The sequence below is a fragment of the Chitinophaga sp. genome (assembly GCF_039596455.1).
Lineage (GTDB): Bacteria > Bacteroidota > Bacteroidia > Chitinophagales > Chitinophagaceae > Chitinophaga.
The window spans coordinates 265,385-278,840 of record NZ_JBCNJR010000007.1 but is presented as its reverse complement, the minus strand read 5'-3'; the positions used below and the strand labels follow the sequence as shown (position 1 = coordinate 278,840).

Here is a 13,456-nt window from a genome sequence, read left to right as displayed (position 1 = left end):
ACCCTGTTATATGCTCACAGAAAAGTTCCATATCAATTTGAATTATGATGGCCGCCAGCTGCACCTGCCGGTAAAAATTGCGAAGTCCGGCATCTATTACGCCATTAGTGTTGAGGTAGACGGGGCAGAGATATTTTTCTCCCGAGACGGCCACCATGGCCTCCGGCCACTGTGCCACACGGATGATTTCGACCCCCAGTTCCTGTATTTGCTGGGGCGGGAGATAGAACATCAGAGTTGATCCAGATCTTATAAAAGAGAAGCGGGCCATGTTGAGGCCCGCTTTTTTTGCCGCATACAAAGTGGTGCGTTATTTCCCCAACATTCCACAACCGGGCGTTAGCGCACCGGGCGCAAATTCCAGCACACTTCCCTTCAAATGCACCAGCTTCACAAATGCGTCTGTTTCCCTGAACCCCGCGTCTATCCAAAGCTGCCGGCATTGGGGATTGGCATACAGTATTTTCACTGCGCGCGGCAGGCGCTGCAGCGATTTTTTTACCTGTTCAATAAAAAGCTCCATCATGGGCGCATCAAAGGGGTTGAAAAGAAAAATGACGCCCGTAGTATCAGGCACTTCATAGTAGCGGGCATTTACGCAATGTACGGCTATGGAAAGGTCTGCATAAGCGGTTTCCAGTTCTGCCCTGAGGCGGTTGGCCGCCATATAGAGTTTTGGAGAAAAGTCAATGCCTGTGATATGTCTGAAACCATATGCTGCCGCCATAGCCAGCACACGCCCCTTGCCGCAGCCAACGTCCAGGAAACCGGTTTGCAGGTCTGCCGGCTGTAAACGGTCAAACAGCCAGCCGGCGGAATAATAGTTCACCGGCTCGTACCAGGTAGCATACTGCCGGTCTTCCCGGGCAATAGCATCTGACAGGTTGTAGGTACCGGTAGTGCGGATGCCGTACTTCCGCTCGCCTGCAATTTCATGGCGGATCACGAAGTACGCCAGGGTAAAGTTCCAATGCCAGCCAATGTACAGAAAGTAATAAAAATACCGCATGGTACGGGTGAGTTTGGGCCATACCGAATATACTGAATTTCAAGGCATAACGCGTCTTTAGCCCGTTCTGCGGGAATGTGTTTAAATTTGGGAAGCATTCGCCGCACTGCCAAAGGGCATTTATTTTGTTACACCATCACCCAAACCGCTCCGTTATGAACAGCATCAAACGCACCATTTCCACCCATCTTCCGCCCATGCGGGCTTACGCAAAGTTTGTACATGAGCTGAACAACTGGTGGCCCAGGGAGTATACCTGGGCGCAGGAGAAGCTGCAGCATATTTGCATAGACGACCGGCGGGGCGGCTTTTGCCACGAAACGGGGCCTTACGGTTTCCGCTGTGACTGGGGCCGCGTAATTGCCGTAGAAGCAGGTGAGTCTATCGTTTTCACCTGGCAGATAGGGCCTACCCGTGCGCCGGAGCCCAACCCGGACAAATCCAGCGAAATAAGTGTACGTTTTTTACCTCAGGCTATTGAGTTTGAGCACCGGCATTTTGAGCGGCATGGAGATGGAGCGGATGAATACCGGCAGGCCATGGATTCAGAAAAGGGATGGGATTACATTCTGCAATGTTTCTCCGGTTACAGCAGGGAATAAAATATCATCACCGTATCATGAAAAGACCGTATAAAAAAACAGACCTTCCTGTATGGCAGGTCCGCAAATTCCTGGAGCCGGGGCCAATTGTGCTGGTCAGCTCGCACTGGCAGGGCAGGAACAATATCATGACCATGGGCTGGCATACCGTGCTGGAGTTTTCCCCTTCCCTGCTGGGCTGCATGATCACCAGCGCCAACCACAGCTTTGACATGATCCGCAAAAGCGGGGAATGTGTCATCAATATACCTACGGCAGACATGATAGATACCATTATTGCCATTGGCAACAGCCACGGTACACGGGTAAACAAGTTCTCCCGTTTTGGCCTTACGCCGGAGGCCGCCTCCACGGTAAAAGCTCCCCTGATAAAAGAATGTTATGCCAACATAGAATGCCGCCTGGCAGACCGCCGGCTGCTGGACAAATACAATTTTTTCATTTTTGAGGTACTGAAAGCGCAGGCCGCTGCTTACCCGGCATACCCTAAAACAGTGCACTACCGCGGAGAAGGTGTGTTTATGATATCCGGAAAGAACATTGCCATGCCGGAGAAATTCAGGAAAGAGAACCTGTAGCACATACCATCCGCCCTCTCGGAACATCAAAACAACCGCAGCTGCACTCCTTTGGCCCGCTTCGGCGGCTGCGCCTTGCCAAACACCGTACGCCCTCCGTACATCCAGGAGTTATCACGTTCCTGCTGCACCAGTTCCTCAAACCGGTCATTGGCCACAAAATCTTTCTCGGATCTCAGGGCCAGCTCATGCAGCGCCTTAATGGCCTGCTGTTTATCTCCCTGCCCTATTTTGGCCTTGTATACGGCTGTTTGCAACGTGCTGATGGTTTCGTCATATACTTTTAACGGTACGGGGAAAGGATGGCCGTCTTTCCCGCCGTGGGCAAATGCAAAGCGGGCAGGGTCTTTGAACCGGGAAGGCGTACCGTGTATCACCTCGCTCACCAGCGCCAGGGACTGCAGGGTGCGCGGGCCCAGCCCCTGCAGCAGCAGCAGGTCTTCAAAACCGGCCGGCTGCTGCTCCTGCGCCAGCCACAACACCGTACCCAGCCGCTTCAGGTCTACGTTTTCGGCCCTTACATCGTGATGGTGCGGCATTACCAGTTGCTGTACTTCCTGCAGCATCAGCTCCGGCTTTTCCTGCGTGAGGTGCAGAATGCCGTTACGGGCGCCTGCGGCTTCCTGCGCCGTGAGGTTGAGAATGGCGCCCTGATTGGGGCCGCATACTGCTGTATGCGGCTCTTCTACGAAAGACCTCAATTGCCCGGAATGCCAATGATAACGCCGCGCTGTTTTGCTGCCGGCGCTCATGCCCTGCTGTATAACAGACCAATGGCCTTCGCTGCTGACAATAAAGTTGTGCGTATAAAGCTGAAATCCGTCTTGCACGGCCGTATTATCTACCTTGGCGCTCAGCTTGCTGCAACGCACCAGGTAATTCCCGTCCAGCCCGGTTTGATCGGCAATTTTAAACAGCTCCGCGGGAGCTTCTTTGGAGAACTTCCCTTTGCCGCCGCAAATATAAATGCCAAGTTCTTTAGCATGAGGGTTGATGGCCTTTTTCAGAGCGCCCATCACGGAAGTGGTGATGCCGGAGGAGTGCCAGTCCATTCCCATTACCGCACCCAGGCTCTGGAACCAGAATGGGCTGCTGATGCGGCTCAGAAAGGCTTCCCGCCCATATTCCGCCAGAATGGACTCCGTAACGGCCAGGCCCAGGCGGGCCATTCTTTCCGCCAGCCAGCGGGGCACGTAACCGTAATGTAAAGGCAAGTCTGCAGATCCGGAGCGCTTCATGCTAACAAATTTAGCATTTTATGCATTACGGAGCGAATTATCTTTACCAGCGCGTGGGAACGCTCCGCACACTAACTTCCCTTCAACGCAGCTGCCCCGGGGCAACGCCGAACTTCTTCTTGAACTCGTTACTAAAATGCTGCAGCGTGGTATATCCCGTTTCATACGCCACTTCGGTAACCGTGCTGTTCCCTTCCAGCAGCAGCTGCCGCGCCAGGTTGAGGCGATGGTCTTTAAGGTAGCCGAACACAGTGTTGCCGAACACTTCCTTGAAACCGCTTTTCAGCTTGTATTCATTGAGGCCGGCCAGCCGGGCCAGCGCCCCAAGGGAAGGCGGGTGCTGTATGTCCCGCAGCAGGACTTCTCGGGCCTGGTGTATTTTGTCTACCTCCGTGCGCCGTAACGATGACAGGCGGACGGCATCTTCCTGTTGTTTGCATTGCAGCGCCAGCTGCTCCAGCGCCCGGGCCTGCAGGTAAAGATGCTGCCAGCCGCCCTCGTTGGTGATGTGCCTGTATGTTGTTTCCATAATAATCCGTTTTACGCAACTTGTTTTCCGTTTTCTGCAAGCCGCCGCTGTTTGAAATCCTTCTCTTTGCACTGCGCAGCAGCAGCGCTCTATAAAAGGAACGGAGAAAACAGGTTTCACCCCTACCCGCTCCTGCCACTTCATTAACTATATGCCAATGCTATATTTCATTTTGTATAAAATTTTCCGGTACCGCTATGGCGTAGTGGTGCAAAATCTTTCCCGCTCTTTCCCCGAACGGTCTTACGGCGAGATCAGGCAGGTAGCAGCGGGCTTTTACCGGCACTTCTGCCGTATATTCATCGAAATGGGCCTCATGTTGCTGATGCCGGAGCGGCGGGTGAAAGAAAAGGTAGTGGTGCGGGACACGGCATTGCTGGAGCACTACCACGCGCAGCAGAAGAACATCATCATCATGCTGGGCCACTATGGCAACTGGGAATGCCTCAACATATTGCCGCGATATTGCAGCTTTCCCCTCTATGCCGTATACAAACCGCTTTCCAATGCTTTCTTTGACCGCGTCATGCAGCGGCTGCGTTCCCGCTTCGGGCTGCGGCTGTTGCCTATGCACAGAACGGCGCGCCATATGCTGACCACCCGCGGCCCCAAGGGGGCATATATTTTCGTGGCGGATCAGTTCCCGCCCCAGGAGGCCCATACCCTGAGCTTTCTGCATCAGCCCACCCGGGTTATTACCGGGGCGGAAAGGCTGGCTAAAACAACCGGTGCGGCCGTAGTGTACGCATCGGTCAAAAAAACGGAGGGGCCGGCAGACTGGGAAATTTCCTTCCGGCTGATCTGTGATACCCCTGCCGTTTCTCCGCCCTACCACATCACCCGGAAGTTCACGGAAATGCTGGAGCAAGACATCTGCGAATCTCCGCAGTACTGGCTATGGACGCACCGGCGGTGGAAACAGCGGTAACAGCACCGGTGAACACCCTGCCACCTGTAGACATATTTCCGCATTCTGGGTACGCCGTGCAAGCCCCGCCCCTGCCACCATTCCACCTGGCAGGGAAGCTCCACCATCGGGAATATTTTTTGTGCCCATCTATCAGGAACAAAAAATTATAGCCATGAATACCATTGCAAAACGAAACAGATCATTTCCTGCGTACGACCCCTGGCGTGATTTTATGAACCTGGAAAGTTTTTTCCCGGAGTTTTCCACCAAACGCTCCGCCTTGCCGGCCGTAAATATTTCTGAAGATGACAAGAGCTACCAGGTGGATGTGGTAGCCCCAGGTTTCAAAAAAGAGGATTTCAAGGTAAATGTGGAAGAGGATACGCTTACCATCAGCGCGGAAACAAAACAGGAAACCACAGAAGGCGGGGACAACAAACAATACAGCCGCCGGGAATACAGCTACAGCTCCTTCACCCGCTCCTTCCGCCTGCCTGATAATACGCAGGACGGGGCTATTACCGCCAGCTATACAGACGGGGTGCTGAAGCTCACTATTCCCAAAAGCGAACAGCAGGTTAAGGCTAAAAAAGAGATAACCGTCGGTTAGGTACCTGCCCTGCCGGCGAATTGCCTGGGCTATGGATAGCGCCGGCTCACCTGTAATTGCACAGCGCGCTCCGGAAGGGCGCGCTTTTTTATGTAAAAAAAACGTGCGGCCGCATTGCAGCCGCACGTTTTATATTTCTCAGCATACTCAATAGCCGGGGTTCTGGGCCAGGTAACCCGGCAGGTTGCTGGCGCCGTCTATAGCGGTTTGCGGAATGGGGAAAATTCTTTTCTGTTTGTCTGTATTGGTCTTTTCCGTCCAGGTGCCTTCATATTTGCCGAAGCGGATCATGTCTGTACGGCGTTGCGCCTCCCAGTAAAACTCAAACCCTCTTTCCCGCAGCAGCAGGTCAAGCGTAATGGTGGTGAGCGGGGCAGCGGGCGTAGTGGCCGTTCTGGCCGCACGTACGGCATTTACGTCTGCCAGCGCGGCGGTGGCGGCGTCTCCCCTTCTCAGTTTGGCTTCTGCGCGCATCAGGTAAACATCTGCCAGGCGGAGTATCACAATATCATGCTCGCCAAAATTACGGCCGCTCACGGAAGTTTTGCTGAACTCGTACTTGGATACGCGGTAACCCGAGTTGTAATTGCTGCCGGCCACGGTGAAATCTACCTGCTCCGTAAAATCTACGGCTAGCGTGGGTTTGTTGCGGGTGTTGTAATACAGCTTCCTTACCGTCATTTTCCCGTCTGCGCATTTCAGGAACACACCGCCTTCCCGTATCAGGCCATATTGCTGGCCACGCAGAATACCACGGTTGATGTTGAATTTGGACGCTTCCACGCAGGAATCTCCGGGATTGGTGTAGATAGACAGGTTCTGCTTGTAGAAACGCGGGTCTGCCACGGCGGGGTCTAGCGGCGCGGTGGCATTTACCCAGGCCCTGTAGAAATCTGATGTAATGGCCGGGCCGTCTGTACCGTTGGCGCCAGTATAAGCGGGCAGCGGGAACTGGTCTCCCGATATGGAAAAGTACGCCATGCGGTTATGCCCGTTCAGGTCTGCGCGCTGGTCTACCACAAAGATCAGCTCCTTGTTGTTGTGATTGGCATCGTCAAACAGGGAAAAATAATCTGCCGACAGTGCGAACTGCGGCGTGCCGATGATCTTGTCACAATATTCCACCACCTTGTCCATGTCTTCCTTTTTAAAATCGAAAGTAGCAGCATACCTGTCGCGGTACACGGCCGCATTGAGGTGCAACCGCGCCAGCAAGCCCCATACCCCGGCTTTGGTGAGGCGGCCGGGGCCGGTGGTATTGTCCAGCACTGGCTCTACCGCCAGCAGCTCGGATTTGATGTATTCTAGGGCTTCCGTGCCGCGCAATATTTTGGAGGCCTCATCCAGCTTGTCTTTCACAAACACCAGCCCGAAGAGGTCAAGCGTAAGCATGGAGTAATAGGCACGCATGGCCTTTGCTTCCGCCAGGAAGAGCGCGGCATTGGGGTCTTTGTTTTCCGGCAATGTATTAATGGCGGTAATGGCACGTGATGCCCCCTGCAGAATGTTGTTCCAGGTACCGCGTACATTGGGGTCTGTGCTGGTGGTCTCATGCTTATGCAGGGAAATGTAGATACCGTTATCTCCCCAGTCCGTACCGCCACGGTAAGGCAGAATGGCCTCGTCCGTAGAAATTTCCTGCAACGCAAAATAATTGGTGTGCAGCCAGATCTCCGGCAGCTTGGCATATACCGGCGCTATAATACCTTCGGCTATCTGCTTGTCTGTAAGCCCGGTTACAGAAGATTCATCCAGTACTTCCTCGTTCAGCTTGGTACAGCCGGAAAGAATGGCAATGCCTGCGCCCGCTGCCAGTAATGCTAGTTTTATCTTTTTCATATACGAAAGCTCTTAGAATGAAACATTTAAACTGAAAATGACGGATTTGGCCTTGGGATAGCTCATGAAGTCAATGCCGTAAGACGAAATGCCGTTGATGGTCCTGTCTGTATTCACTTCGGGATCATAGCCGTCATATTTGGTGGCTACAAAAAGGTTCTGCCCGGTTACAGACAGCCGGAGCGAGTTTACCCAGTTCTTGATGCCGAGCGCGGTAGTGTTGAAGTTGTACCCCAGGGTAACGTTGTTCAGCCGCAGGTAAGCCCCGTCTTTTAAATAACGGGTGCTCACCGGGGCTGAGTTGTTCACTGATTCTTCAGGGTATGCGATGGCCTCCGGCGTGGTGTTCACGTTTTTGGAGAGCTTGAGTTTGTAGAAGCTGGCGTTGGCCGTATTGTCATAGATCTTGTTGCCGGACACGCCGTTGAAATTGGCGGTGAGGTCAAAGTTCTTATAGTTCACGCTGCCGTGGAAGCTGTACAGTACGTTGGGCAATGCAGTACCGGCGGCAACACGGTCTTTGTCTGACACTATACCATCTTTGTCAAGATCTGCGTAGGTGCTGAGGCCGTTGTTGTCAAAACCCGTCCACTCCTTCAGGTAGAAAGTGCCGATAGGTTCCCCGTTGATGTAACCGTTGATGGTGGCAGACGTAAGGCCCGAGCCGGAAGCGGAACCGGAAGGGATCACGGAGTAGGGAGATTTTTTCACCTCATTGTTCATGTAAGTGATGTTACCGCCCAGGTTGAAGCCGAGGCCGGAAGCCGTAAAGTGCTGCCGGTACTCCAGGTCAAGTTCCACGCCTTTGTTGGTGATGGTCATGTCTTTTACGTTGGTCCAGAACGTACCGGCCGGCTGCACAGGGTCTGCAGGTATCACCTCCAGCAGTATGTTGCTGGATATTTTGTTGAACACATCTACAGAACCTGAAAGCGCTCCTCTCATAAAACCGAAATCGAGGCCTATATTGGTCTGCTTGGAAATTTCCCACTGTATGTCAGGATTGGCAAGGCGGGAGTACACCGTACCTGCCGGGTAAGGCCCGGTACCGTAAAGCGGGTAGCTGGTACTGCCTGACACGGTAGACGTGAACAGCGCCTGCGTGATCTTGGAGGGTATTTCCTGGTTGCCCGTTTGCCCCCAGCCTGCGCGCAGCTTCAGGCTGCTGATGGAAGAAGAGCCTTTGAGAAAGTTCTCTTCAGAAATTTTCCAGCCCAGGGAGAAAGACGGGAAGAAACCGTACTTGTTGTTGGCCCCGAACTTGGAAGAGCCGTCTGCCCTGAAGTTGGCCGTTACCAGGTAGCGGTCTGCATACTGATAGGTAACCCTGCCAAAGAAAGACTGCAGCTCGTTGATGAAAGCATAGCCGCCCGGCCGGTTGTTGGCCAGCGTCAGCTCCTGTCCCAGCCCCGGATTGTAAATGGGGTCTACCGGGGAGATGGGAAACTTGTTGATGCTCGTATTCCTGCCTTGCACAAAAATTTTCTGATAAGAATGGCCGGCCATAGCCGAGAGGTTATGCAGGCCCTGGTCATACGTATAGGTAAGGTAGTTTTCTATCAGGCTGTTGCGGTTATAATTATGCCATGTTTCCAGGCGCCCGTCACGTTGCGGTACAGCACTGGGCTTGTTCACAATGTCACGCGTGCCGGTGGCATTGTCTATGCCGAAGTTCAGCTTGTACACCAGCCCCTTGATGATACGGAGGGAGGGAGAAATATTGCCCGTTACACGGTTAATGGTGGTAATGTCGTCATCCAGGTCGAAATACATCAGCGGGTTATTCATGTTCTCGTACCTGGCCTGCTGGCCATTGGCGTCATACGCCGGGTAGGTGGGATTGTTGCCGATGGCGTCCCCGATGATAGTGCTGATGGGCGGACGCTCGTTTTTGGTGTTAGACACACCCAGGTTCACTTCCACCACCAGCCTGTCATTATCCCAGAACTTCTGTGTGGCGTTGAAGCGGCCGGAATAGCGGTTCATTTCATTGTCTTTGATGATCCCTTCCTGCCGCTGCATGCCGAAAGACGCATAGTACGTCAGTTTGTTGGCGCCGCCGCTGAGGGCCAGGTTGTAGTTTTGGGTGAATGCCGTTCTGGTCACCTCTTTCTGCCAGTCCGTATCCCCTCCCTTATCATCCAGTGTGCCGCCGAGCTTGGGTACTTCCGCGCGGAACTCACTGGCGGTGAACAGGGGCAATGCCCTGGCCAGGGAAGAGAAACCCGCGCTGGCCGAAAACTGCAGCGAGGAAGCGCCGGCCTTGCCTTTGCGGGTGGTGATAAGAATAACGCCATTGGCGCCGCGGGAACCATAAATGGCCGTGGCGGAAGCGTCTTTCAATACGTCTATAGACTCAATGTCTTGCGGGTTGATGAAATTAAGCGGGTCACCGCCGCCGGTGCTGGAATTGTCAAGCGGCAAGCCGTCTACCACAAACAGCGGCGTGCTGCCCGTTCTCACTCCGCCGGGGCCGCGCACGGTGATACCCAGCATACCACCCGGTTCACCACTTACAGACGTAACGTTCACACCTGCCATCTTGCCCTGCAGCAGCTCCTGCGGCGCGTTGATGATACCTTTGTTGAAAGCTTCGCTTTTTAAAGACTTCACCGCGCCTGTTACATCCTTCTTTGCCTGCGTGCCGTAACCTACCACCACTACCTGCGTAAGGTCTGTAGTGGCCGGCTGCAGGCTCACGTCTATCCGCGTTTTGCCTGCAATAAGCACTTCCTGCGTTACATAACCGATGAAACTTACCACCAGCACGCTTGCATCGTCTGGCGCTACGAGCGAGAACGCGCCTTTTACATCTGTGCTGGTTGTTCTGGCAACGCCTTTGACGCCCACGGTGGCGCCCGCCAGCAGCTCCCCGGTAGTGGCGTCTTTTACAGTGCCGGTAATGGTTTGTTGGACCTTGGCGCTGCCTTTTTCATGTACAAGGCCGGCCGCCCGCGCATGGCCGGTAGTGGAAAGAGAACAGCAGCAGACTACAGAAGCGAGAACCAGCGGGAGGTAATGCTTTTTGAGGTAGAATTTGTTCATGTAAAACAATTGAGTTTGTTTACGTAATAAAAGGACAAAGAAAACAACCCGCTGTTACCGGATCGTTATGTGGAACTGAACACTGTATTATATTTTTTGTATCAGATCTTTTGGTTGATATACCTGTAATTGCGATAGTAATTTAACGGGTTTTATACACATGCACGATGATTTTTACGAAACCGTTTTCGCTGTTCTTTCGGTCATCCTGCATGTCTTTAATTCTCCGCTATGCCCTGCCTATAAAGCGTTTCAGGAACATTTAAAAAGCGGGCATGATATGTTAACCGGGGATGGGATGCCCGGCATGGGGTGTATTATTTAATTGTTAAGGGCGGGGCACAGTTTAAAGCATTATTGAAGGAATGGTCAATGCCATTCATCTTTATACACGAACTTCGGCATCTGCCATTCATACCGGATAGCTACAATGCGCAATACAAAACCCGCGGTTGCCGCAATGAGGCTTGCCCAATGCATGCCCCACTCCACGTATTGCAGGCCAACATAAATACCGCCGGTGACGATAGACACGCTGGCATATACTTCTTTCCGCAGCAGCAGCGGAATATCCCCGCAAAGCACATCACGCAGCACGCCGCCGGCGCAACCGGTGATCATACCGCTGAACAGCACAATGATGATGGAAAGATGCATGTCCTGCGCCATCTGGCAGCCAATGATGGTGAACACCACCAGGCCCAGCGCATCCAGGTAAAGGAAGAGTGTTTTGAGCTTTTTCATCACGGAAGCAATAAGCGCTGCAAACAAGGCCGCGCCTGCAGTGATCAGCAGGTATTCGGGATGCTCCACCCAGGTCATGGGGTAATGGCCCAGCAATATGTTACGAATGGTACCGCCACCCAGCGCGGTTACCCAGGCTATGATACAAACACCCACCCAGTCCATATTGCGCCGGCCGGCAGACAGCGCCGCCGTCATGGCTTCGGCGGTGATGGCAATAATGTAGAGGATATGCAGCATATATGTATGTTTGAGGCTGGATTAAAAATAGCGTTTCAGTGGCAAAGTGCCATGGAAAAATAAACAAGGCCGGCGGGGAAGTTCCCTGCCGGCCTTGTTGGTGTACCTTATGCATCAGGCCTAGTTTTCCCGTTTCCAGTAAACGCCCTGCCCGTCTATATCAATAATTTCTTCTGTAATGCCATGTTCCTTGCGGTAGTCCATTACGGCGCGGCGGCAACCTTCTACAGCGCCCCAGTCGTCAATAATGAGGAAGCCGCCCTTAGACAGCTTGGGATACAATGCGTTGAGCCCGTCTATGGTAGACTCGTACATGTCCCCGTCAAGCCGGGCCACGGCCAGTTGCTGAATAGGCGCGGTGGGCAGCGTGTCTTTGAACCACCCTTTCAGGAATTTCACCTGGCCGTCCAGCAGGCCGTATTTTTCAAAGTTGTATTGTACTTCTTCCTGTGATACGGCCAGCTCTTTAAAGATATGGTGAATGTCTCCCTTGTCTGCTTCATATTTATCATCCGGCTCCGGCAGGCCCTCAAAAGAGTCTGCCACCCATACGGTACGGTCCGTTACGTTCAGCGCGTAGAGGATGGCCCTCATCAGGATGGTGGCCCCGCCGCGCCATACGCCCGTCTCAATCAGGTCTCCGGGCACGTTGTTGCGCACCACTTCCTTTACGCAGTACTCGATGTTGTCCATACGTTTCATGCCGATCATGGAGTCTGCGTTCACCGGCCAGTCAAGCCCGTTGATACGCTGGTCCCGCATGAACTTCACCTCCTTGCAGACGGACATGTTCCACGGTTTTATCCACTTGTCTAAAATGCCCCACAGCTTCTTTTTGCCAAACAGGGTCATCCTGGATACCGGAACGTACTCGCCTTTTTCCAGGCGGTGCATATCCAGCAGCACGTTTTTCATCAGATCGATGTACTTCTCGTTTATGGAGTTCATTTGTATGTATTAAAGGGCGCTAAAGATAATAAAGAAAACATAATTTCACAGCTGCCGCTACATTACGGGCAGATCAAGGCGGCTATCTCCATAAAAATAGGGAAAATATAACATGTAACTTTTCCCTCCCCTGTATCGTTTAACAGGCATTGATCTCAACCCCCTCTTCATGAAAAACAAGATACTCACGCTTTCCGTACTGGCCCTGGCCGCCGGCCTTGCCGGCTGTAAAAAGGACAATACAGATTCAGCGTTTAACGGCAGCTGGGAAAAAAGGGTCAGCTTTGGTTTCACCGGCCGCATTGAATACCCCGAAGGCAATGGCACCGGTTTTGACTTTCAGGGCAACCGGTATACCGCGTTCAATAGCGGCATACCGGGCCAGGCCGGCACTTTCCGGCTGGCGCCCGACTGGTTTTACCAGTCCAACGAAAAAGGCTGGCGCATTGTTTTTGACAAGGAGCTGACCCAGAAGCGTTTTTACGAGCTCCGGGGAGATACGCTGTCTATTTTTGACGACCGGAGCGTATCAGACGGCGGCATGACGCAGTACGTACGCAGGGAGAGCCTTTTCGTGCAGCCTGAATAAGCATTACTCCGCTGCCGGCAGAATGGATTTTTTGATGTCTATCACCAGGGTGTCAGACCATTTGTCTTGCCAGGGGCGGCAGGGCGTGCCCAGGCCGCTGAGAGCGTTAAACGGAATGGCCCTGATGATGCCGCGCTTGAAAGCCGTACCGCCGGTAATGGGCGTACCATCTTCATTGACGGCCACGGTGCCGGTGATCATCTTGCCCAGCGTTTTGCCTTTAAAAAGCGCTTCCACCGTCCCCATGTACAGGCCATAAAGCAGCAGGGTAAGAAAACGGTCTATCAGCTCGCCGCCTGGGTTGTCTACGTAATCGAAAAGGGTCGGGTACAGTATGCCCAGTACAATAGCAAGCATGAACACTACCAGGTAAAAACTGGCCAGGTCAATCAGGTAATTGGCCAGGCGCTTGCCGCTGCTGGCCATTTCGAGGCTGATCTCATTGGCCAGCAGGTCCGGGGAGGGTTTTTCCATAGATGCAGATTCCATAGACAAGGGGGATGAAGGTTAAAAATGTTTACAGGCTAAAAATTAACACAATTTCTAATATCTGCAAATACCAGCCGCTATTTGGC

General features: G+C 53.1%; 14 protein-coding genes. 6 read left to right on the top strand and 8 right to left on the bottom strand.

Annotated elements, in window-relative coordinates:
• Positions 1–10: 10 nt before the first annotated feature.
• Positions 11–241 (top strand): hypothetical protein, encoded by a 231-nt coding sequence (locus tag ABDW36_RS20620; protein ID WP_343703812.1) that lies wholly within the window; start codon positions 11–13, stop codon positions 239–241.
• A gap of 69 nt (positions 242–310) precedes the next feature.
• Here the strand turns inward: ABDW36_RS20620 and ABDW36_RS20615 are convergent, their stop codons facing one another.
• Positions 311–1,009, bottom strand: a complete 699-nt coding sequence (locus ABDW36_RS20615) for a class I SAM-dependent methyltransferase (protein ID WP_343703811.1) — start codon at positions 1,007–1,009, stop codon at positions 311–313.
• A 155-nt stretch (positions 1,010–1,164) separates the two neighbouring features.
• On the opposite strand from ABDW36_RS20615, the gene ABDW36_RS20610 reads away from it, so the two are divergent.
• Both ABDW36_RS20610 and ABDW36_RS20605 read left to right on the top strand, forming a co-directional pair.
• On the top strand, positions 1,165–1,611 hold the full coding sequence (locus tag ABDW36_RS20610; protein WP_343703810.1) for an SRPBCC family protein: 447 nt from the start codon (positions 1,165–1,167) through the stop codon (positions 1,609–1,611).
• A gap of 17 nt (positions 1,612–1,628) precedes the next feature.
• On the top strand, positions 1,629–2,189 hold the full coding sequence (locus tag ABDW36_RS20605) for a flavin reductase family protein (RefSeq protein WP_343703809.1): 561 nt from the start codon (positions 1,629–1,631) through the stop codon (positions 2,187–2,189).
• 26 nt (positions 2,190–2,215) lie between these two features.
• On the opposite strand, the gene ABDW36_RS20600 is transcribed toward ABDW36_RS20605, so the two are convergent.
• On the bottom strand, positions 2,216–3,427 hold the full coding sequence (locus ABDW36_RS20600) for a DUF763 domain-containing protein (RefSeq protein WP_343703808.1): 1,212 nt from the start codon (positions 3,425–3,427) through the stop codon (positions 2,216–2,218).
• 82 nt (positions 3,428–3,509) lie between these two features.
• Positions 3,510–3,956 (bottom strand): AraC family transcriptional regulator, encoded by a 447-nt coding sequence (locus ABDW36_RS20595; RefSeq protein ID WP_343703807.1) that lies wholly within the window; start codon positions 3,954–3,956, stop codon positions 3,510–3,512.
• 157 nt (positions 3,957–4,113) lie between these two features.
• On the opposite strand from ABDW36_RS20595, the gene ABDW36_RS20590 reads away from it, so the two are divergent.
• On the top strand, positions 4,114–4,884 hold the full coding sequence (locus ABDW36_RS20590) for a lysophospholipid acyltransferase family protein (RefSeq protein ID WP_343703806.1): 771 nt from the start codon (positions 4,114–4,116) through the stop codon (positions 4,882–4,884).
• A gap of 154 nt (positions 4,885–5,038) precedes the next feature.
• On the top strand, positions 5,039–5,476 hold the full coding sequence (locus ABDW36_RS20585) for an Hsp20/alpha crystallin family protein (RefSeq protein ID WP_343703805.1): 438 nt from the start codon (positions 5,039–5,041) through the stop codon (positions 5,474–5,476).
• A gap of 147 nt (positions 5,477–5,623) precedes the next feature.
• Here the strand turns inward: ABDW36_RS20585 and ABDW36_RS20580 are convergent, their stop codons facing one another.
• From ABDW36_RS20580 to ABDW36_RS20565, 4 genes are all read right to left on the bottom strand, one after another.
• Positions 5,624–7,315 carry a RagB/SusD family nutrient uptake outer membrane protein gene (locus ABDW36_RS20580; protein WP_343703804.1) on the bottom strand — a complete coding sequence of 564 codons (1,692 nt, stop codon included), beginning with the start codon at positions 7,313–7,315 and terminating at the stop codon, positions 5,624–5,626.
• 12 nt (positions 7,316–7,327) lie between these two features.
• On the bottom strand, positions 7,328–10,360 hold the full coding sequence (locus ABDW36_RS20575; RefSeq protein WP_343703803.1) for a TonB-dependent receptor: 3,033 nt from the start codon (positions 10,358–10,360) through the stop codon (positions 7,328–7,330).
• A gap of 369 nt (positions 10,361–10,729) precedes the next feature.
• The gene (locus ABDW36_RS20570; RefSeq protein ID WP_343703802.1) at positions 10,730–11,344 is read right to left on the bottom strand and encodes a trimeric intracellular cation channel family protein; all 615 of its coding nucleotides are present in this window, start codon (positions 11,342–11,344) and stop codon (positions 10,730–10,732) included.
• Between the two features lie 120 nt (positions 11,345–11,464).
• Complete coding sequence (locus ABDW36_RS20565) at positions 11,465–12,292, bottom strand: TylF/MycF family methyltransferase (protein WP_343703801.1); 828 nt, start codon at positions 12,290–12,292, stop codon at positions 11,465–11,467.
• Between the two features lie 169 nt (positions 12,293–12,461).
• Between ABDW36_RS20565 and ABDW36_RS20560 the strand changes: the two genes are divergently transcribed.
• On the top strand, positions 12,462–12,881 hold the full coding sequence (locus ABDW36_RS20560; protein ID WP_343703800.1) for a hypothetical protein: 420 nt from the start codon (positions 12,462–12,464) through the stop codon (positions 12,879–12,881).
• 3 nt (positions 12,882–12,884) lie between these two features.
• Here ABDW36_RS20560 and ABDW36_RS20555 read toward each other — a convergent pair whose 3' ends face one another.
• Complete coding sequence (locus tag ABDW36_RS20555) at positions 12,885–13,370, bottom strand: RDD family protein (RefSeq protein WP_343703799.1); 486 nt, start codon at positions 13,368–13,370, stop codon at positions 12,885–12,887.
• Positions 13,371–13,456: the final 86 nt, after the last annotated feature.

Excerpts from the sequence above, each read along its gene's own strand:
- ABDW36_RS20590 (WP_343703806.1), top strand. The coding sequence starts at position 4,114 with ATGCTATATTTCATTTTGTATAAAATTTTCCGGTACCGCTATGGCGTA.
- ABDW36_RS20605 (WP_343703809.1), top strand. The coding sequence starts at position 1,629 with ATGAAAAGACCGTATAAAAAAACAGACCTTCCTGTATGGCAGGTCCGC.
- ABDW36_RS20565 (WP_343703801.1), bottom strand. The coding sequence starts at position 12,292 with ATGAACTCCATAAACGAGAAGTACATCGATCTGATGAAAAACGTGCTG.
- ABDW36_RS20610 (WP_343703810.1), top strand. The coding sequence starts at position 1,165 with ATGAACAGCATCAAACGCACCATTTCCACCCATCTTCCGCCCATGCGG.
- ABDW36_RS20555 (WP_343703799.1), bottom strand. The coding sequence starts at position 13,370 with ATGGAATCTGCATCTATGGAAAAACCCTCCCCGGACCTGCTGGCCAAT.
- ABDW36_RS20600 (WP_343703808.1), bottom strand. The coding sequence starts at position 3,427 with ATGAAGCGCTCCGGATCTGCAGACTTGCCTTTACATTACGGTTACGTG.
- ABDW36_RS20575 (WP_343703803.1), bottom strand. The coding sequence starts at position 10,360 with ATGAACAAATTCTACCTCAAAAAGCATTACCTCCCGCTGGTTCTCGCT.
- ABDW36_RS20570 (WP_343703802.1), bottom strand. The coding sequence starts at position 11,344 with ATGCTGCATATCCTCTACATTATTGCCATCACCGCCGAAGCCATGACG.
- ABDW36_RS20585 (WP_343703805.1), top strand. The coding sequence starts at position 5,039 with ATGAATACCATTGCAAAACGAAACAGATCATTTCCTGCGTACGACCCC.
- ABDW36_RS20560 (WP_343703800.1), top strand. The coding sequence starts at position 12,462 with ATGAAAAACAAGATACTCACGCTTTCCGTACTGGCCCTGGCCGCCGGC.
- ABDW36_RS20595 (WP_343703807.1), bottom strand. The coding sequence starts at position 3,956 with ATGGAAACAACATACAGGCACATCACCAACGAGGGCGGCTGGCAGCAT.
- ABDW36_RS20580 (WP_343703804.1), bottom strand. The coding sequence starts at position 7,315 with ATGAAAAAGATAAAACTAGCATTACTGGCAGCGGGCGCAGGCATTGCC.
- ABDW36_RS20615 (WP_343703811.1), bottom strand. The coding sequence starts at position 1,009 with ATGCGGTATTTTTATTACTTTCTGTACATTGGCTGGCATTGGAACTTT.
- ABDW36_RS20620 (WP_343703812.1), top strand. The coding sequence starts at position 11 with ATGCTCACAGAAAAGTTCCATATCAATTTGAATTATGATGGCCGCCAG.